Raw genomic sequence first — 18,912 nt, 5'->3', positions numbered from 1 at the left:
CATCCGCGCCGGCACCAGCCCGACCCGGCACGCGCGCGAGCGCAGCTACAAGACCATAGTGAAGATGCTGATGCGCGAACGCGGGCACTGAGGCGCGGCCGGATCGTCCCGGGGCGCGCCCGGAACTCGCCGCCATCGCATCAGGCAACTTGCCGGCGCATCAGGCCTCGGCCGGCTTAGCCCCGGCGTTGCGCGCGTTCTCGCTTTCCTGCAGGTGGCGCCACATCACCTTGCCCGTGCCCGATTTGGGCAGCGCATCGACGAACTCCACCACGCGCGGATACTTGTAGGCCGCCATGTTCTCCTTGGCCCACTCGATGATGTCCTCGGGCGTGGTCTTGCCCTTGGCATGGGTCTTGAGCACCACCACGGCCTTCACGGTCTCGCCGCGGTAGGCGTCGCGCGTGCCGATGATGCAGGCCTCCTGCACGTCGGGATGCTTGTACAGCAGGTTCTCGACTTCGGCCGGCCACACCTTGAAGCCTGACGCATTGATCATGCGCTTGAGCCGGTCGGTGATGAAGTAGTAGCCGTCCTCATCCATGCGGCCCAGGTCGCCGGTACGGAAGAAGGTCTTGCCGTCGAACTCGATGAAGGCATCGCGGGTGGCATCGGGCTTGCCCCAGTAGCCCTTGAACACCTGCGGGCCGCACACGATGATCTCGCCGACTTCATTGACCGGCATTTCCTCCAGCGTCACCGGGTCGATCACGCGCGCGTCGGTATTGAGGAAGGGCACGCCCAGGCACTGCAGCTTGGGGCGATCGCCCGGATTGCTGTGGGTCGGCGCCATGGTCTCGGACAGGCCGTAGCCTTCCAGGTAATTCAGGCCGAACTGCTGCTTCAGGCGCTCCGCGATCGCCTGCGGCATGGCCGCGCCACCGCCGCCGATATAACGCAGGCTGGACAGGTCGAACTGCTCCAGGTTCGGGCTGGCCAGGAAATCGATCACCATGGTCGGAATATTGGTCCAGTGCGTGACCTGGTAGCGCGAGATCAGCCGGCCGGCGACTTCGCGATCCCAGCGCGGCAGCATCACCACGGTGGCGCCGCTGTAGATCGGGCCGTTCATGCCGTACTGCATGCCGGTCACATGGAACAGCGGCAGCACCGACAGGATGGTCGATTCCGCGCCGCTGCCGCTCCAGATGCTGCCGCCGATGACGTTGTGCATCACCGAGCGATGGGTGTGGATGCAACCCTTGGGGAAACCGGTGGTACCCGAGGTGTAGGGCATCACCGCCATGTCGTCCGGGCCGGCGGTATGCGGGGCCGGAACCAGTTGCGCGGCGAGCGCCTCGGCCCACGGCGTGGCGCCTGCGGGCAGGGGATGCTGGGTGGTCAGCCAGGCGGCCGGCGCGTCTTCGGGATGCGCGTAGCTGGGCGGCAGCGCGTCGCTGTATTGCGTGACCAGCAGATGCTGCAGGCGCTGGCCGGCCGGCAGTTCGCCATTGGCCTGCTCGGCCCCGCCGGCCAGGTCGGCGCTCAGGATCGCCACGCGGGCCTGCGCGTCGCTGATGTAGTGCTTGAATTCTTCGGCGCGGTTCATCGGGTTGACCGGCACCACCACCGCGTCCGCGCGCAGGATGGCGTAGTAGGCAATGATGAACTGCGGGCAGTTCTGCATATAGAGCAGCACCCGGTCGCCCTTCTTCACCCCCGCCTTTTGCTGCAGCCAGCCCGCCATTGCGCTGGCCTGGGCCTCGAGCTCCCGGAAGCTGATGGCGTTGCCGAAATACCGGATGGCCGCCTTGCCGGGGTAGCGATGGGCGGAGACCACCAGGTTGTACCAGAGCGAAGTCTCCGGCAGCACGATCTCGGTGGGCACGCGCTTGGGCCAGAACTGGAAATGCGGGCGCGCGGGCTGAGGGGTCTGCATATTGGTCTCCTGTGCGGTCTCGAGGACCGTGGTCTTGGCATGCGGGTCGATGCGTATCAATGCGTATCAGATACCGGTCAATCAATATAACCGAACGACCGTTCTATTTTCAATCCATCGCTTACCCTTGTCTACCCTCCCGCCACCGCGGCAAGGTTGCATTCGGCCGGTCCCGCCCCAAAATGAAGAGGGTGAAATGCCCTGCCCGGCGGCGCTGCCGCGGGGGCTCCACTTCTCGAGACCAAGCCATGAGCGACGTAACCCTGCAGAACTTCGAGGCCGACGTGATCGACACGTCGCGCCATGTCCCCGTGCTGGTGGATTTCTGGGCACCCTGGTGCGGACCTTGCCGCACCCTGGGGCCGATGCTGGAAAAGCTGGAAGGCGAAGCCGCCGGCAAATGGCGGCTGGCCAAGGTGAACGTGGACGAGAACCAGGAGCTGGCGGCCCATTTCGGGGTGCGCAGCATTCCGCACGTGGTGGCGTTCGCGGACGGCCAGGCGGTCGATCAGTTCACCGGTGTGCTGCCGGAGTCCGGCCTGCGCGAGTTCATTGCGCGCGTGATGCCCGACCCGGGCCAGGTGGCCCTGCGCGCGGCGCGCGATCACGCCGCCGCTGGCGATCAGGACGCCGCCCGTGCGGCGTTCCAGGCGGCGCTGGCCTTCGACCCCGGCTTCGACGCGGCGCGCCTGGAGTACATCGGTTTTCTGCTCGACGAAGACGCGCTGGAGCAAGCCGAGGCCGAGTTCGGCATGCTATCGCCCGACGCCACCCAGGAGGATGGGTTCGCCGCGCTGCGCACCCGGATCGAGGCCATGCGCGGCGTCTCCGGCCTGCCCGACCCGGCTGTCCTGATGGCCCGCATCGCCGCGGCGCCGGACGATCTCCAGGCGCGCCTGAACCTCGCGCGCGCCCTGATCGCGCACCGGCAATACGAGGCGGCGCTGGCGCAACTGCTGGCCATCGTGCGCGCAGACCGGGCCTTCGGCGACGATGTCGGGCGGACCACCATGCTGTCGGTATTCGCGCTGATGGGCGACCAGCCCGAGGCGGTGTCGCGCTGGCGCCGGCAACTGGCCTCGGCGCTGAATTAAACTGGCGGGTGCATGCTGCGGGCGGGCCAGCCCGCTCTCCCGCCGCACCTGCCCTGTTTCCCTAATTCCCCAGTTCCGCCGTGACCGCCTCCCTGCCCCGCCTGACCGATTTCCAGACCGACGCGCAACCCCTGCCCAGCCATGACCGGCCACGCCCCGACCGGCTGGTCGCCGGCAACCCGGAGCGCACCACCTGGACGCACTACAGCGCCGGCCAGGGCGATTTCGATTGCGGCGTGTGGGCTTGCGAGCCCGGCGCCTGGCGCATCGCGTTCCCGGCCGGCAAGGAGGAGTTCTTCCATGTCATCAGCGGACGCATCCGCATCAGCGACGACGCCGGCCAGGCCCGCGAATTCGGCCCCGGCGACGCTTGCGTGATCCCGGCCGGGTTCACCGGCCTGTTCGAGGTGCTCGAAGCGGTGCGCAAGCACTTCGTCGTGCTCGACCGCGCCGCGGCCAGGGCCGGCTGAGGCGGCAGCCGCTTCAGGCAGCCTGCCCGGCCGGCGCCTCGATCAGCGAAAAGCCGTTCTCGCGCATGTGATCGACCATCATCGCGTCCATCGACTTCACATGCTGGTCGAACCAGCCGGGCAGTTCCGACACCAGCCGCCTGCCCAGCGCCAGGTCGCCCTCGGCGACCTTGTCGCGCACCGCGCGGGCCACCGCCAGCACCTGCTCGTGCTCGCCCCGATGGCAATGCTGCGGGCCGAAGGCCATCGCCTCCATCCAGGCTTCCTCCTGCCCGAAATGGTGGCGGGTATGGTCGATCCACTCGTCCAGCGCCGCCAGGAACCCGGCGTCGTCGGCGCGCGCGGCAGCATCCAGCAACTGGACGAATTCAGCGTGGGTGGCGTCGGTCACCGGCTCGCCCAGCAAAAGCTCGGGTGCAAGGGCGGCGGTGCTCGGTGCGGAAGAATCGGTCATGACAGGGAGGACGGAAGCGGGCAAACCGCAAGGATACCGAATCTGCCGTGCAGCGGCCTGATCCAGGACAAGGCGCGGTCGTGCCGGGCTGGCCCACGTCCAGGGGTTATGCTGGAGCCTGGACTCCGCTCCCGCCAGGCTGCCCCCTGGCCCCCCAATGCCCCGACTGCTCTTCTTCTGCGGCCATGCCGGCACCGGCAAGACCACCCTGGCCCACCGCCTGATCGGCCCGCTGATGCAGGCTACCGGCGAACCGTTCTGCCTGCTGGACAAGGACACGCTCTACGGCGGCTACAGTGCCGCGGCGATGGGCGCGCTGACCGGCGACCCGAACGACCGCGACAGCCCGACCTATCTCAAGTACCTGCGCGATGCCGAATACCACGGCCTGCTCGACACCGCGCGCGAGAATCTTCTGCTCGGCATCAGCGTGATCGTGGTGGGCCCGCTGTCGCGCGAGGTGCGCGACCATCTGTTGCACGATCCAGCATGGCTGCGCATGCCAGCCGGCACCACGGTGCGCACGCTCTGGGTGCACCTGCCGGAAGACGAGGCCCACGCGCGTATCGTGCGGCGCGCCAATCCCAACGACGCCTACAAGCTGGCGCACTGGGAGGACTACCGGACGCGGCGCTTCATGCCCGCGCCGGAGCAGTATCCCGAGCTGGCCTACTTCGACAATACCGCCCCCGGCGAGGCCGAATTCGCCGCCCTGCTGGCGCGCCTGGCGGCGTGATGGCGGCCACGCGCGTGGCTTTAGTCCGGTGCCGCCGGATCCGGGGCCGCCGGGTCTGGCGCGGTCAGCGCGCTTAGCACCGTGGAGGCCGCCACCAGTCCGAACACCGCGGTCACCGCCACCGAGGAGCCGAAGCCGGCGCAGGCCAGCCCCTGCGGGCCGGCCGGTGCTGCGGCGGGAGCGGCCGCCGGGGCCTCGTCGATCTCGCAGGCCTGCTGTTCGGGCTCGGGATAGCGCAGGGGCTCGTCCGAGTAGACCGCGTCGATGCCGAACTTCCGCTTGGGATTGCGCGGCCAGCCCCAGTCCTTGCGCAGGCTGGAGCGCACCTTGGCTAGCAGCGGGTCCTGCTGGGTACGGGAGAAATCGACCACGCGGATACGGGTCGGGTCGAGCTGGCCGCCGGCGCCGCCGCAGGTGATGATGCGCCTGCCCACGCGGCGGGCCCAGCCCAGCATGGCGATCTTGACCTTGACCGAGTCGATGGCATCGATGATGTAGTCGTGCCCGTCCAGCAGCTCGGCCACATTGTCCACCGTCACGAAGTCATCCACCTCCCGCACCTGGCAGCGCGGGTTGATCTGCACCATCCGCTCGGCCATGGCCTGCACCTTGGCGCGGCCATAGGCATCGCCCAGGGCGTGGATCTGGCGGTTGGTATTGGACAGCGCGATATGGTCGAGATCGATCAGCGTGACGCGGCCGACCGCATTTCGCGCCAGGGCCTCGGCCGCCCAGCTGCCCACCCCGCCGATACCGACCACGCACACCTTGGCCGCCTCAAGCCGCGCCAGGCCCGCCGCGCCGTACAGGCGCGCCACGCCACCGAAGCGGCGATGATAGTCGTCCTCCTCCGGGCTCTCGTGGGCGAGCGCCGGCGGCAGTTGCGCCAACTCCGGCTGGGCGGATGTTTCCGGGACGAGATTGCTCATTTCTTCGCTCGAAGCTTGCTGATTGGAGGACACTGCGGGGGAAAGCGCGCGTTGCGCCACCTTGTCGGCCGGGCGCCGACAGGATAGCGGGGCGCGCAACTATACAATAACCGCAGCCCCCCAGCCGCGGTTCGACCGCTGCATTGTCCCGCAGACGCTGCGGCGGGCCGCGCCGATCAGGAAACCGACCCATGACCCTGCGCCGCAAGGCCGTTCTCTGGAGTGTACTGACCCCGCTGCTGCTGATCGCGGCGCTGGCGGTCGCTCTCCTGAACTTCGACTGGAATCGCCTCAAGCCCTGGCTGAACCAGAAGGTCTCCGAAGCCATCGACCGGCCTTTCGCCGTCAATGGCGATCTCAGCCTGACCTGGCGCAGCGCCGAGGGCGAGACCGGCTGGCATACCTGGGTGCCCTGGCCCCGGCTTTCCGCGCGCGACATCACCGTCGGCAATCCCCTCTGGGCCCGCGAGCCCAATTTCGCCACGGTGCGCGAACTGATCTTCGTGCTGCGGCCGCTGCCCCTGCTCTCGCATCGGATCTCGGTGCCCACCATCGTCATCGACAGCCCGGCGGTCTGGCTGGAGCGGCTGGCGGACCAGCGCAACAACTGGACCTTCACGCCCCCCGCCAGCAAGGCGCCTTCGCGCTGGCAGCTCGACATCGGCGAAGTCTCGCTGGCGCGGGGCGACCTGGCGCTGACGGACCAGGTGCTGAAGCTGGAACTGCAGGCGCGGCTGGACTCCATCGGCGACGCCGCGCTCTATGACAAGACCCGCGACGGCGCGCTGATCGCGCCGCCGGCATCCGGCCCGACGGCGACAGGGGCGGCCAGCCAGGCGCCCGGGGCGGGCAGCGCAGCCGCAACCGCACCCGGAGGCCGGCGCTACGGTATCCGCTGGAAGGCCACCGGCCGCTACAACCAGGCCACCATCAACGCCACCGGCAAGGCCGGCACGGTGTTGAGCCTGCGCGATGCGAACGTCCCCTTCCCCTTGCAGGCCGACGTGCGCGTCGGCAACACGCGCGCGGTGGTGGAAGGCACGCTCACCAATCCCGCCCACCTCGGCGCGCTCGACATGCACCTGCAGCTGTCGGGCGACAGCATGGCCTCCCTGTATGCACTGAGCGGCATCGTGCTGCCCAGCACCCCGCCGTATGAAACCCGCGGCAGGCTGGTGGCGACGCTGCGCAAGGGCGCATCCGTGTATCGCTATGACAGGTTCTCCGGCCACGTGGGCGGCAGCGACCTGAGCGGTTCGCTCACCTATGCCCAGCGCCAGCCGCGCGCCCTGCTGTCCGGCCAACTGGAATCGAACCAGCTTCGCTTCGAGGACCTGGCGCCGCTGATCGGCGCGGATGCCAAGCCCGGCCAGGCCGCGTCCGACAGCACGGTGCGCCAGCCCGCCGGCAAGGCCCTGCCGGTAGCGCCGTTCCGCACGGAACGCTGGGACAGCATCGACGCCGATGTGAGATTCACCGGCAAGCGCATCATCCGCACCGCCGACCTGCCGATCAGCGATCTCGACACCCATCTCAAGCTGGACGACGGCGTGCTGACGCTCGATCCACTGAACTTCGGCGTGGCCGGCGGCAACCTGACGTCCGCGCTGCGGCTCGACGGCAAGCGCGAGCCGCTGGCCGCCACCATCGACATGAAGGCACGCCACCTCAAGCTCAAGCAGCTGTTTCCGAGGCTCGAGCCGATGCGCGCCAGCATCGGCGAACTCAACGGCAGCGCCAGGTTGAGCGCTACCGGCAACTCAGTGGCCGCCCTGCTCGGGACCTCCAACGGCGAAGCCAGGCTGCTGGTGGAAAACGGCACGGTCAGCAAGTTCCTGCTGGAGGCCATGGGCCTGAACGTCGGCAGCGTGGTGATCGCCAAGCTGTTCGGCGACAAGCCGGTGCAGATCAACTGCGGCGTCGGCGATTTCACCTTTACCAAGGGCGTGGCCCGCGCACGCACCTTCGTCCTCGACACCCAGGATGCCGTGATCGACACCAGCGGCGCCGTCGACCTGGCCAGCGAGCGGCTCGCGCTGACCGTCCGCCCCGACTCCAAGGGACTGCGCATCTTCTCGCTGCGTTCGCCGCTGTATGTGGGAGGCACGCTGAAAAAGCCTTCGGTCAGCCCGGACATCGGCGTGCTGGCCTTGCGCGCGGGCGGCGCCGTGGCGCTGGCGCTGGTAGCACCGGTTGCCACCGTCCTGCCGTTGATGGACCTGTCCACCGGCGAGGACTCGCAGTGCGGCCGGCTGCTGGCGGGCATGCGCAAACGCCCCACCGCGCCGCCGCCGGGCCAGGCGTACCGCGATCCGGGCGCCGGGAAAGCCGGCCAGGGCGCCAGCCCGCCGGCTTCGCCCGATGCCAGGGCCAAGCCCTCGGCCGCTGCCTCCGGTAGCCAATCCCGGCCGGTGCGCCCGGACCTGCCCCCGCGGCCTGCGCCCGGCACTTCGCTCTATCAGGGCGGCTGAGCAGTTGCGCCGTCCGGCCGCCAGGCGGTCGTGGCTCGCATGCGACGGCACCTTTTTCCTCTGCGACGCAATTTCGCAACACTTTGGTGCATCCGTGCAAATGAACGTTGTATATCGCCTACATCGCTCGCATAATTAAACAGCCATTTACAAATAAGTTACCAATAAGTGGCACGAAGCGGATGTCCGGCTGCGGATGCATTGCGGAACCGGCGTTCTTATAAAGGTGCGGCCCAGGCCGCACTTGTTTTTCCCGGATTCTCCCTCCAGCCCCCGCCCCAGCATGACGCCGCTCCACGCCACCGTCCCGCCGATCAGCTGCCTGATCGCGCTAACGGTGTGCAACCACGTGGCCTTCAACGCCAGCCGCGTCGTGGTATCGCTGTTTGCCCTCTCCCTCAAGGCCTCGACCGTCACGCTTGGCATGCTGATGTCGCTCTATGCGCTGCTGCCGATGCTGCTGGCCATCCGCGCCGGCAAGCGCATCGACGAGATCGGGCCGCGCAAGCCGATGACGGCGGGTTCGCTGATGGTGGTCGCCGGCACCCTGCTGCCGGCGGTGTGGCCGGGCATTGCCGCGCTCTACCTCTCCTGCGCGCTGATCGGCGTGGGCTTCATGCTGGTGCAGGTCGCCATGCAGTTGCTGATCGGACAGATTTCCACCGACGGCACCCGGCTGCGCAACTACACGCTGCACGCGCTCGGACTGTCGTTCTCCGGCACGCTGGGCCCGGTGGTGATGGGCTATGTGATCGAGCACGCCGGCTACCGCCCGGCATTCTTCGCGCTGGTGGCCGTGGCGGCCGCCGGCCTGCTGGGGCTGCATCTGGTGCGCGGCAGGCTGCCGGCGCAAGGCGGGCGGGCCGCGCGCGGCGCGATCGTGGACGGTAGCCGCAACTCCACCCTGGGCTTGCTCGCGCACCCGGAATTGCGCGCGGTCTTTATCGCCAGCGCCGTGCTGTCGGCGGCCTGGGACCTGCATGCCTTCCTGATTCCCATCCAGGGCACCCGGGTCGGTCTCTCCCCCTCGTCGATCGGCTGGGTGCTGGGCGCCTTCGCCATTGCCACCTTTGCCATCCGCGTGGCGATGCCGCTGGTGTCGCGCCGGCTGTCCGAGTGGAAGGTGATTCGCGGCGCGCTGCTGGTGGGCGCGGTGGCCTACCTGATCTACCCGTTCGTCGCCGAGTTCTGGCTGATGTGCTGCCTGGCTTTCCTGCTCGGCCTCGCCCTGGGCAGCGCCCAGCCCAACGTGATGAACATCCTGCACACGGCATCGCCTTCGGGGCGCGCCGGCGAAGCGCTGGGCCTGCGCTCGGCGGTGCTCAACACCAGCCAGGTGGTGTGGCCGCTGACCTTCGGCGTGGTGGGCACGGCGCTTGGCATGCTGCCGATCTTCCTGTCGATGGCGGGCGCGATGGGGGTGGCGGGCTACTACTCGCGCGGCCACGCCCGCAAGCTGCCCCCGCCACCGGCCTGAACGGCACTGGCGGGGACTTGCGTGCGCGCAAATGCGGCTTGGTGCGCTTTCGCTATACTCAAAGCAGACAGGCCGCCGATGCCGGGCATGCTTGCCCCGCGCGCGGCCTGCTGACTCGATACCTGATCCGACATGACCCAACTCGCCGACCTCCGCCGAACCTACGTACTCGGTTCGCTCTCCGAATCCGATGTGGCACCCGATCCTATCAGCCAGTTCCAGCGCTGGTTCGATGAAGCCATACACGCCAAGCTGCCCGAGCCCAACGCCATGACGCTGGCCACCGTCGACGCCGATGGTCAGCCTTCGGCACGGATTGTGCTGCTCAAGGGCATGGATGCCAGCGGCTTCACCTTCTTCACCAATTATGAAAGCCGCAAGGGCCTGGACCTTGCCGCCAACCCGCGCGCGGCGCTGCTGTTCCACTGGGTGCAGCTGGAGCGCCAGGTACGCGTGGAAGGACATGTTGAAAAAGTTACCGATAGCGAGAGCGATGCTTACTATGCCACGCGGCCGCTCGGCTCGCGCCTCGGGGCATGGGCCTCGGAGCAGAGCCGCGAAGTCCCGGACCGCGCGGTGCTGGAACAGCGCGAAGCGGACTTCCGCGCCAAGTTCGGCGACAACCCGCCGCGCCCGGCGCACTGGGGCGGCTACCGGCTGGTGCCGACCCGCATCGAGTTCTGGCAGGGACGCCCGTCGCGCCTGCACGACCGCATTGCGTACCGGCTGCTGCCGGACGGCCGCTGGCAGATCGTGCGCCTGTCGCCATGAATGGCGGCGCATGCGGGTAGCGGCAGGCGCGCCGCACGCGTTCGTGTCCTGGCGGGCAGCGAGGTCGCGCACTGCACAAAATTTGGATTTGTCGTAAAGTGAATATAGGCCGCTTCCACCCGGAAGCGGCCGCCAGGAGCAGGCCCCGCCTGCCCTCTGCTGTAGTTCGAGGAGTATGCCGCAACCGTCAGGAGGGAAGCCGCATGTTTTTCAAGCAAGCACTGGACAAGCAACTGGATCACTGGATCGCCGACCTGCGCGAGCGGGCCAACCTACCCGTCAAGCTTCGGCTGTGGAATGGCAACGAGTATCCGCTCGGCCGTTTCGAGCAGCCGTCGGTCACGCTGACCGTGCGCGAGGCCGGCGCCCTGCCGCTGTTGCTCACGCCCAGCCTGGACAATCTCGGCGAAGCCTATGTGCAGGAGAAGATCGACCTGGATGGCAAGCTGAGCGACATCATCGCGGTGGCCTACCGCTTCTCGGCCGCCGCCAGCGCACAGGCCGGCGGCGCGCTGGCGCGCGTGGCACAGCATTTCGTGCATACCAAGGCGGCCGACAAGGCCTCGATCCAATACCACTACGACGTCTCCAACGAGTTCTACCGGCTCTGGCTGGACCCGGCCATGGTGTACTCGTGCGCCTACTTCGAGCATGGCAACGAAGACCTGGCCACCGCGCAGCGCAAGAAGATCGACCACATCCTCACCAAGATCCGGCTGCAGCCCGGCCAGACCCTGCTCGACATCGGCTGCGGCTGGGGCGCGCTGGTGCTGCGCGCCGCTGAAAAATTCGGGGCGCGCTGCGTCGGCATCACGCTGTCGCAAAACCAGTTCGATCTCGCCACCGAACGTGTCCGGCAGGCGGGACTGTCCGACCGCATCGAGATCCGCCTGCAGGATTACCGCGACATCGCGGGCACCTTCGACCGGATCACCAGCGTCGGCATGTTCGAGCACGTGGGCAAGAACAACCTGATCGGCTACTTCAGCCGCATGCGCGAGTTGCTGGCCGAGGATGGCTTCGCCATGAACCACGGCATCACCTCGCCCGACCCGGAAAGCGGCGCCACGCCCATGGACGGCTCCGAGTTCATGGACCGCTACGTCTTCCCGCAGGGCGAGCTGCCGCACATCGGCATGGTGCTCAACACGCTGCAGCGCGGCGGCCTGGAGGCCACCGACGTGGAACTGCTGCGCCACCATTACACGCGCACGCTGCGCCACTGGGCGGAAAATTTCGAGGCGCAGGGTGATACCATCCGCGCCATGGTGGGCGAAAAGAAATACCGCATCTGGCGCGTCTACCTGGCAGGCTGCGCGCATGCCTTCGACACCGACCAGATGTCGATCTACCAGGTGGTGTGCCATAAGTCCGGGCTGTCGTCGCAGAGCCTGCCCTGGTCGCGCCGCTATATCTACGATAAATCGCTCGACTGAATATCTGCTTGACTGAAGACTTGTTCGGCGGCCTGCTGGAACCACCCGCGCCGCCCCCTTCCGCCGACACCGCAACGCATGCCGGCCCGCCGGCGTCCGCCACCAGGCCCGCCCGCGGCAAGAGCGTGCTGGCGCCGCCGCCGGACCCCGCCCTGCTGGCCCTGGCCGGGCGCCTGCCGGCGGGCCTGCATCTCGGCACCTCGTCATGGTCCTATGGCGGCTGGAACGGACTGGTCTACCAGGGGGAATACAGCGACAGCCTGCTTTCGCGCAAAGGACTGGCCGCCTACTCCCAGCACCCCTTGCTGCGCGCCGCCGGCATCGATCGCGGTTTCTACGCGCCGATCCCGCTGGCCGACTACCTGGCCTACGCGGCCCAGGTGCCGGCCGGTTTCCGCTTCCTGGTCAAGGCGCCCGCCAGCGTATGCGATCCGTGGCTGCGCACCTCGGAGGGCGCGGGAAGGCTGGCCAATGCCAGCTTCCTCGACGCCGCCATCGCCGCACGCGACTTTATCGCGCCCGCCACGGCGGGTCTTGGCGCCAAATGCGGGCCGCTGCTGTTCCAGCTGTCGCCGCTGGGAACCATGGCTACCGACGCCGCCGGCTTCCTGTCGCGGCTCGATGCCTTCCTCGGCGCCCTGCCCCAGCTCGATCCGGCCGTGACGCCCGATGCCTGCTACGCGGTGGAACTGCGCGACGCGGCGCTGCTGACGCCGCGCTTTATCAAGCTGCTGCGCGCACGCGGGGTGCGCTTCTGCCTGTCCGCGCGCGAGCGCATGCCCGCCGCCGAACGGCAGGTACCCGCGCAGGCGCTGATGGACGAGGGCGCGCCAGGCCCCCTGGTGCTGCGCTGGATGCTGCATGCCGGCTTTGCCTACGAGCAGGCCGAATCGCGCTATGCCCCCTTCGACCGGCTGATCGACGAAGACCCGCATACCCGCGCGGTGATCGCCGCGCAGGTGGTCCGCACGCTCCGGGCCGGGCAGCCCGCCTACGTCATCGTCAGCAACAAGGCCGAAGGCTCGGCCCCGCTGACCTGCCTGCGTCTGGCCGAGGCCATCGCGGAATTGCTCGCCACGGAGTGAGCGGCAGGCCTGCGCCTCACCGGTTCAGCAGATGCGCGAACTTCTGCCGGAACTTGGCCAGCTTGGGTGAGATCACGTAGGAGCAATAGCCCTGGTTGGGATGGCTCTGGAAATAGTTCTGGTGGCTTTCCTCGGCGCGCCAGTACGGCTGCGCGGGCTCGACCTGCGTCACCAGCGGCGCATCGTAGAGCTGCTGCGCGGCCACTTCGCGCATCACGTACTCGGCCGTGGCGCGCTGCGCTTCGCTATGGGTGAAGATGGCGGAACGGTACTGCGTGCCCACGTCGTTGCCCTGGCGGTCAAGCGTGGTGGGATCGTGGATGCCGAAGAAGATCTCCAGGATCTCGCGGAACGTGATCACCGACGGATCGAAACTCACGCGCACCACTTCGGCGTGTCCGGTGTCGCCGCCGCACACCTGCTCGTAAGTCGGATGGTTCACGTGGCCGCCGGTATAACCCGACTCCACGGCCCGCACCCCCCTGACCTGCTGGTACACCGCTTCCAGGCACCAGAAGCAACCTCCCCCCAGGGTGGCGATTTCCCGCTCGTTGTCCATCTTGATTTCTCCGGCTCGTGATAATAGCTAGCATACTCGTTCGGCAACCGGCATGCCGCCGGCGAGTGACCGTGCCCGCCGGCCGGGGGCACGGCAACGAGAGTCGGGGGGCTCGGCAGCGCGAAAGGCCGCCGATCTCTGGCGGTGACTACCGGAGAGGCAAGGCAACCGGCCGGATCGGCGCGGCATCGGCCCCGCGGAACTTCAGCGATGCGCCGATAAAGGCAAACTCATAGACCCGGTCGCGCGACAACGCCTCGAGATTCACCAGTTCAATGATGAAGGCGCCTTGCTGTGCCAGCAGATAGGTATGCACCGGGATGTAGTTGTCGGGCACTTCCGCGGGAAACGTCTCAAAGCTCAGGTTGTCGGCGCCGACCACCATGGCGCCGCCTTCCTCCACCAGAAACCTGGCCGCGTCCAGGCCAAGGCCTGGCGGGTTGGCCATGTACGCCTGGGCATTTTCATAGTGTTGCATGCGCCCCGTGCGGATCAGCACCACGTCGCCTTTCTGCAACCCGACGCCTTGCCTGGCCAGCGCTTCGCGCAGGTCCTGCCGGGTCACCCGGTAGTTGTCGGGCAGCATATCCAATCCCTTGGCCGCAGCCACATCGATCAGCACGCCGCGGGCGACGATCGGCGGCAGCTTCTCCGCGCCGGTGACTTTCCAGCCGCGATCGCCCAGGTGCTCGGCGGCGGAATAACCGTTCCAGATCTTTCCGTTCAGGCCGAAGTGGTTGAGCGCATCGATATGCGTGCCCATGTGCGCATACATGGAAACCGCCGACCCGCTGTAGCTGACATGCCGGTTCATCGCCTCGCCTACCTGCATGGAGTCGGCCACCAGGTTGCCGTGCGGGGTATGGGTCATCCACATCTGGTACGGCGGATCGCCGGCTGCCTGCCAGCTCGGCATGCCGATGAAGTAATCCACCGCCAGATCGTAGGCCTGCGTGCCGGAGACGCGCGCCATGATGGCGGCGCGCGAGGCCGGGGTGATCAGGTTGAGGCGGCCGATCTCATCCTTGGGACCCCAGGGGCTGACGCCCACCTGAGGCGCCGCGCCGGCGGTACCGCTCAGCACTGCGAACATCATCGACAGGGAAAACCTGGCGAGCCGGCGCCCGGCGGCGCGGGAGAGAGAGGACGGGATGGATTGCAACATAGGAGTTCCTGAAAGAGTGGCGCTTTCCACAGCGTGGAAGCGATGCCGCCATCCTATTAGGCATTCTTCAGTAGATAATCCGGGAATTCATAGAAACATATTCAACCAAAAGGAAAATATATATGGATCTGCTTGCTGCCATGCGGACCTTCCGCCGGGTGGTGGAACGCGACAGCTTCAGCCAGGCCGCGGCCGATCTCGGGCAATCGACCGCTGCGGTCAGCAAGCAGGTGCGTCAACTGGAGGCGCGCCTGGGCGCGCTGCTGATCCTGCGCACCACGCGGCGCATGAGCCTGTCGGAGACCGGCCGCGCCTACTTTGCCGAATGCTGCCGCCTGCTCGACGAGTTGGATGCGCTGGAGCGGGCCACGGCGGCCGGCAAGGAGGAGATCAGCGGCCGCCTGCGCGTGAATGCGCCGCTGTCGTTCGGCCTCAAGGTGCTTTCGCCCCTGCTGGTGACGTTTATGGCGCGCTACCCACAGCTGCAGGTCGAGCTGACTCTGGACGACCGGCTGCTGGACTTGGTGTCGGAGGGCTTCGATGTGTCGCTGCGCATCCGCTCCGCGTTGGCGGACTCATCCCTGGTTGCAAGGCGGCTGGGCGAGATGGAGCAGTTCATCTGCGCCGCTCCCGGCTACCTGGCAGCCCGCGGCACGCCACGCAGCATCGAGGACCTGCGCGGCCACGATTGCCTTGCCTACCAGTTGGCCGACTATCCGGGCAGCTGGCACCTGGAGGGGCCACTAGGAACTACCAGCATCGACGTGCCGGCCCGCTTCTCGGCGAACAACAGCCTGCTGCTCAGCGATATGCTGCTGGCCGGGATGGGCATCGGCGCGCTGCCCTCGTTCATCGCGCAGCCGTTGCTGGCGCGCGGCGATCTGGTAAGGGTGCTGCCCGAGCATGCGCTGGCCGGACGCAGCATCTACGCGCTCTATGCAAGCCATCGCCACCTGCAACGGAAGGTTGGCGTATTCGTGGCCTTCCTGGCGCAGGCGCTGCAGGGTCAATAGCAGATGCGCACGCTGCCTTGCGCGTTAGCCGGACGACATTTCCAGCATGGCCCGCAATTGCGGCTTGAGCACCTTGCCGAGCGCGCTCTTGGGCAGACTGTCGAGCAGCACGACCCGCCGCGGCAGCTTGAAGCGGGCAATGTGGCCGGCCAGGGCCTCGCGCAGCGGCTCCTGTGCCAGCGCCCGGAGATCGGCGCCGGCGGCAGGCACCACCACGGCGACCGGCACCTCGCCCCAGTGCACATCGGGCAGCCCGACCACCGCGCAGTCCTGCACGCCGGGCAAGCCCAGCAGCACGTTCTCGATCTCGGCCGGATAGATGTTTTCCCCGCCGGAGATGATCATGTCCTTGCTGCGCCCGACCACCTCGATGCAGCCGTCGGCATTGCGGTGCGCGAGGTCGCCCGAATGGAACCAGCCGTCGCGGAAATCAGGATGATCGGGCTGGCGCCAATAGCCTTGCATCAGGTTGGCGCCGGCCAGCCATAGCTCGCCGACCTCGCCATCGGGTACTTCGGCGCCGTCCGCACTGGCCAGCCGCACCGCCACCTCCGGCTGGGGCCAGCCCGCGTAGCCCGGCCGCGCCATGGCCTGGTCCAGCCGCAGCACGACCGACACCGGACCGGTCTCGGTGGCGCCATAGACCTGGCCCAGCGGAATGCCGCGCGCATGGAACGCGTCGATATAGGCACGGGGAATGGGCGAGGAGCCGGCCATCACGCCGCGCAGCGAGGAAAGATCCGCGCCCGGCCAGCCCGGATGCTCCAGCACCGCGCGCAGGGTGGCCGGCACCATCAGCGACAGCGTGGCCCGCGTCTGCGCCAGCGCCTGCAGCCAGCCGTCCGGCGCGAAGCGCTGGTGCAGGGTAACCTGCGCCCCCGCCAGCAAAGCCGGCAAGGTCTGGATGCACAGGCCGCCCACATGGAACAGCGGCAGCACGGACAGGATATGGTCGTCCCGCGTCATGCCATGCGCCCACCAGCTCGCGCGGGCATTGGCCAGCACGCCGGCCTGCGTGTGCAGTGCGCCCTTGGGCTGGCCGGTGGACCCGGAGGTGTACGCCAGCAGCAACGGCGCCTCGTCGGCCGGCCGGGATGGCGCGGGCAGGCGCGCACCCCGTGGCGCCGGCCGATCGATCAGGCTTTCGATGGGTGCGTGCGCGGCAGGCTCCTGCATCGCCGCGGCGGCCACCGCTGCCGCGGCAGCCGCGTGGGGCGCGTCGTGCAGCAGCACCCGGATGCCCGCGTGCGCGGCGATGGCGCTCAGCTCCGGCACCGCCAGGCGGAAGTTCAGGGGCACGAAGATGGCGCCCAGCCGCGCGCATGCAAACAGCATGGCCAGTTGCAGATCGTGGTTCAGGCACAGCGTGGCCACGCGATCGCCGGGCCGCACGCCCCAGCTGCCGCACAGGTGGGCGCAGACGCGCTCCACGCGGCGCCACAGCTTACCGTAGCTGATGGTGCGGCCCGGGCTATGCAGCGCCGGACGCTGCGGCGCGGCGCTGACCTGCGCGTGCAGCGCGCGCAGCAGGCTGCCGGGCTCAGCGGTGCCTGCGAGGAGCCGGTCTGCGCGCCCGCTCATTCGTCGCGCTCGCCCGATTCGTAGAGAGTCTCGCGGCCCATCCGGTCCAGGATCAGTTCGGCGGTCCAGGGCAGCATCAGTGCGCCGCAGCGCGAATCGCGGTAGAGGCGTTCGAGCGGCAGGTCCTTGAGCATCGACTGGCCACCGCAGGTGCGGATCGCCAGCCTGGCAATATCGTTGGCGCCCTCCATCACCGTGTAGTGCGCGGCGTACAGGCGCATGCGCGCGTCCTTCCCCGGACTGGCGCAGGCTTCGTGAATCACGCGCCAGAAGATCGAACGCAGGTTCTCGAGCTGGATGCGCATCTGCGCCACCGCGATCTGCTTGGTGGGATACATGCGGCGCTTGACCGGCGGCTGGCCCGGCACCTCGCCGCGCAGGTATTGCACGGTGAAGTCGTAGGCGGCCTGCGCCACGCCCAGATAGGTCGGCGAGAGCGTGAAGAACATCGCCGGCCAGGTCTGCGCGGCCTTGTAGTAGACGCCGCGCGGCATCAGCTGCTCCTGGTCGGCCACGAACACATCCTTGAGCAGCAGCGTGCGCGAGACCGTGCCGCGCATGCCCATCGGATCCCACTCGCCGGTCACGGTCAGGCCCTCGGCGTTGCCCGGCACCGCGATGTAGAGCGTGTCGCGCATATCGGGCGAATGGTCCGCGCATTCCTCCGTGCACAGGATGCCGTAGTAGTCCGCCGCGCCCGACAGCGAGGCGAAGATCTTGCGGCCGTTGAGCACCCAGCCGCCTTCCACCTTGCGCGCGCTGGTGCCGAACGGCGCGCGCCCGGCGGCGGCGGCCGAGCCTTCGGAGAAGGGCTGGGCGTAGATCGCGCCGTCCCTGACCACGCGCGCGAAATGCAGCTCGCGGCGCGCTTCGTGCTCGGCGCGCTGCCCGGGCGTCATGGCGATGCCGTCGGACAGCATGCCGGTCCACATGGTCGAGCAGATATGCATGTTGTAGGTTAGCGCGGTGGCGCCGCAGAAGCGGCCGATCTCCGCGCCCACCATGCAATAGGTGGCGAAGTCCGCGCCCTCGCCACCGAACTCGCGCGGCACGCACAGGGCCAGCAGACCGGCCTCGCGCAGGTCGTCGTAGTTGGCGAAAGGGAAGCTGGCCTCGCGGTCCCACTGCGCCGCGCGCGGCGCGAAGCGCTCGCGGCCGAGCCGGTTTGCCAGCGCCAGCAGGCGCTCCTGCGCCTCGGTGAAATCGGCGCTGCCGACGGCGGGGATGAATTCCAGTGGCATGATCGTTGTCTCCCGGGCACCGGCCCGCATGCGGCGACGCCTCGTTGGTTTTCTTGAGCCGCGCCGGCGAGCCGGCAACGCGGAGTTCAGTGCAAGGGGAACTGCCGGCCGAGAAAGCCGAGTACGGCGGCGTTGAAATCCGCCGGCCGTTCCATGCAGGCCAGATGGCCTGCCGCCGGCAGGCACAGGTACTGCGCGCCGGCAATCTTCTGCGCCATGCGCTCCATCACCGCGGGCGCCGCATTGGCATCGTGCTCGCCCGCCAGCGCCAGCACCGGCACCGAAATGCGCGCGAGCGATTCGCGCCGGTCGAAGCGCACCAGCGCCTGCAACGCGGCGCGATAGGTGGCCGGCGGCACCGCTGCCATCACGCTGGCGGCGAAGGCCACGGCATCGGCGTCGGCTTGCGGCGCGACCATCGCGCGCACCAGCCCATCCGCCATCTGCGCCATGGTCTTGCCGGCGTCGAGCGGCGCCGTGCGCGCGGCGACGAAATCGCGCTGCCACTGTCCGTCGGCCTTGCCGAAGGCGGGCGAGGTGCCGGACAGCAC

17 protein-coding genes and 1 pseudogene are annotated in these 18,912 nt (G+C 68.3%); 10 read left to right on the top strand and 8 right to left on the bottom strand.

What is annotated here, in order from left to right; translation table 11 throughout:
• A pseudogene (locus P3W85_RS37250) lies at positions 1-91 on the top strand (ankyrin repeat domain-containing protein); the annotation flags it as partial.
• A gap of 69 nt (positions 92-160) precedes the next feature.
• Here the strand turns inward: P3W85_RS37250 and P3W85_RS37245 are convergent.
• Complete coding sequence (locus P3W85_RS37245) at positions 161-1,879, bottom strand: long-chain fatty acid--CoA ligase (protein ID WP_035810705.1); 1,719 nt, start codon at positions 1,877-1,879, stop codon at positions 161-163.
• Positions 1,880-2,127: 248 nt separating this feature from the next.
• Here P3W85_RS37245 and trxA point away from each other — a divergent pair, with 248 nt between their 5' ends.
• Complete coding sequence (trxA, locus tag P3W85_RS37240) at positions 2,128-2,973, top strand: thioredoxin (protein WP_276268469.1); 846 nt, start codon at positions 2,128-2,130, stop codon at positions 2,971-2,973.
• Between the two features lie 80 nt (positions 2,974-3,053).
• Positions 3,054-3,443, top strand: coding sequence for a cupin domain-containing protein (locus P3W85_RS37235; RefSeq protein WP_276268468.1), 390 nt, complete (start codon positions 3,054-3,056; stop codon positions 3,441-3,443).
• Positions 3,444-3,456: 13 nt separating this feature from the next.
• Here the strand turns inward: P3W85_RS37235 and P3W85_RS37230 are convergent, their stop codons facing one another.
• Positions 3,457-3,897 carry a bacteriohemerythrin gene (locus tag P3W85_RS37230; protein WP_276268467.1) on the bottom strand — a complete coding sequence of 147 codons (441 nt, stop codon included), beginning with the start codon at positions 3,895-3,897 and terminating at the stop codon, positions 3,457-3,459.
• A gap of 157 nt (positions 3,898-4,054) precedes the next feature.
• Between P3W85_RS37230 and P3W85_RS37225 the strand changes: the two genes are divergently transcribed.
• Positions 4,055-4,633, top strand: a complete 579-nt coding sequence (locus P3W85_RS37225) for an AAA family ATPase (protein ID WP_017230910.1) — start codon at positions 4,055-4,057, stop codon at positions 4,631-4,633.
• 20 nt (positions 4,634-4,653) lie between these two features.
• Here the strand turns inward: P3W85_RS37225 and tcdA are convergent, their stop codons facing one another.
• On the bottom strand, positions 4,654-5,562 hold the full coding sequence (tcdA, locus tag P3W85_RS37220) for a tRNA cyclic N6-threonylcarbamoyladenosine(37) synthase TcdA (RefSeq protein ID WP_276268466.1): 909 nt from the start codon (positions 5,560-5,562) through the stop codon (positions 4,654-4,656).
• A gap of 191 nt (positions 5,563-5,753) precedes the next feature.
• On the opposite strand from tcdA, the gene P3W85_RS37215 reads away from it, so the two are divergent.
• From P3W85_RS37215 to P3W85_RS37195, 5 genes are all read left to right on the top strand, one after another.
• On the top strand, positions 5,754-8,033 hold the full coding sequence (locus P3W85_RS37215) for an AsmA family protein (RefSeq protein WP_276268465.1): 2,280 nt from the start codon (positions 5,754-5,756) through the stop codon (positions 8,031-8,033).
• A gap of 283 nt (positions 8,034-8,316) precedes the next feature.
• The gene (locus P3W85_RS37210; RefSeq protein ID WP_276268464.1) at positions 8,317-9,510 is read left to right on the top strand and encodes an MFS transporter; all 1,194 of its coding nucleotides are present in this window, start codon (positions 8,317-8,319) and stop codon (positions 9,508-9,510) included.
• Positions 9,511-9,642: 132 nt separating this feature from the next.
• Complete coding sequence (pdxH, locus tag P3W85_RS37205; protein WP_017230276.1) at positions 9,643-10,281, top strand: pyridoxamine 5'-phosphate oxidase; 639 nt, start codon at positions 9,643-9,645, stop codon at positions 10,279-10,281.
• 203 nt (positions 10,282-10,484) lie between these two features.
• Positions 10,485-11,717 carry a class I SAM-dependent methyltransferase gene (locus P3W85_RS37200; RefSeq protein ID WP_017230277.1) on the top strand — a complete coding sequence of 411 codons (1,233 nt, stop codon included), beginning with the start codon at positions 10,485-10,487 and terminating at the stop codon, positions 11,715-11,717.
• A gap of 8 nt (positions 11,718-11,725) precedes the next feature.
• A complete protein-coding gene (locus P3W85_RS37195) occupies positions 11,726-12,802 on the top strand; it encodes a DUF72 domain-containing protein (protein ID WP_276268463.1) in 1,077 nt (358 codons plus the stop codon).
• A 16-nt stretch (positions 12,803-12,818) separates the two neighbouring features.
• Here P3W85_RS37195 and msrA read toward each other — a convergent pair whose 3' ends face one another.
• On the bottom strand, positions 12,819-13,361 hold the full coding sequence (msrA, locus tag P3W85_RS37190) for a peptide-methionine (S)-S-oxide reductase MsrA (RefSeq protein WP_276268462.1): 543 nt from the start codon (positions 13,359-13,361) through the stop codon (positions 12,819-12,821).
• Positions 13,362-13,509: 148 nt separating this feature from the next.
• Positions 13,510-14,457: a cyclase family protein gene (locus P3W85_RS37185; RefSeq protein ID WP_276268470.1), complete on the bottom strand. Its 948-nt coding sequence runs from the start codon at positions 14,455-14,457 to the stop codon at positions 13,510-13,512.
• A 191-nt stretch (positions 14,458-14,648) separates the two neighbouring features.
• Between P3W85_RS37185 and P3W85_RS37180 the strand changes: the two genes are divergently transcribed.
• Positions 14,649-15,539 (top strand): LysR family transcriptional regulator, encoded by an 891-nt coding sequence (locus tag P3W85_RS37180; protein WP_017227631.1) that lies wholly within the window; start codon positions 14,649-14,651, stop codon positions 15,537-15,539.
• A gap of 24 nt (positions 15,540-15,563) precedes the next feature.
• On the opposite strand, the gene P3W85_RS37175 is transcribed toward P3W85_RS37180, so the two are convergent.
• From P3W85_RS37175 to P3W85_RS37165, 3 genes are all read right to left on the bottom strand, one after another.
• Entirely contained in the window at positions 15,564-17,120 is a 1,557-nt protein-coding gene (locus P3W85_RS37175; protein WP_276268461.1) for a class I adenylate-forming enzyme family protein, read from the bottom strand.
• Positions 17,117-18,361 carry an acyl-CoA dehydrogenase family protein gene (locus P3W85_RS37170; RefSeq protein ID WP_276268460.1) on the bottom strand — a complete coding sequence of 415 codons (1,245 nt, stop codon included), beginning with the start codon at positions 18,359-18,361 and terminating at the stop codon, positions 17,117-17,119. The genes P3W85_RS37175 and P3W85_RS37170 overlap by 4 nt, the downstream gene beginning before the upstream one ends.
• Before the next feature lie 86 nt (positions 18,362-18,447).
• Positions 18,448-18,912: alpha/beta fold hydrolase (locus tag P3W85_RS37165; RefSeq protein ID WP_276268459.1), on the bottom strand; the 465-nt coding region annotated here is incomplete at its 5' end.

The organism is Cupriavidus basilensis (assembly GCF_029335485.1).
GTDB lineage: Bacteria > Pseudomonadota > Gammaproteobacteria > Burkholderiales > Burkholderiaceae > Cupriavidus > Cupriavidus basilensis_E.
Note: the sequence above shows the minus strand (reverse complement) of the source record. Positions and strands in the feature narration are given on the sequence as shown.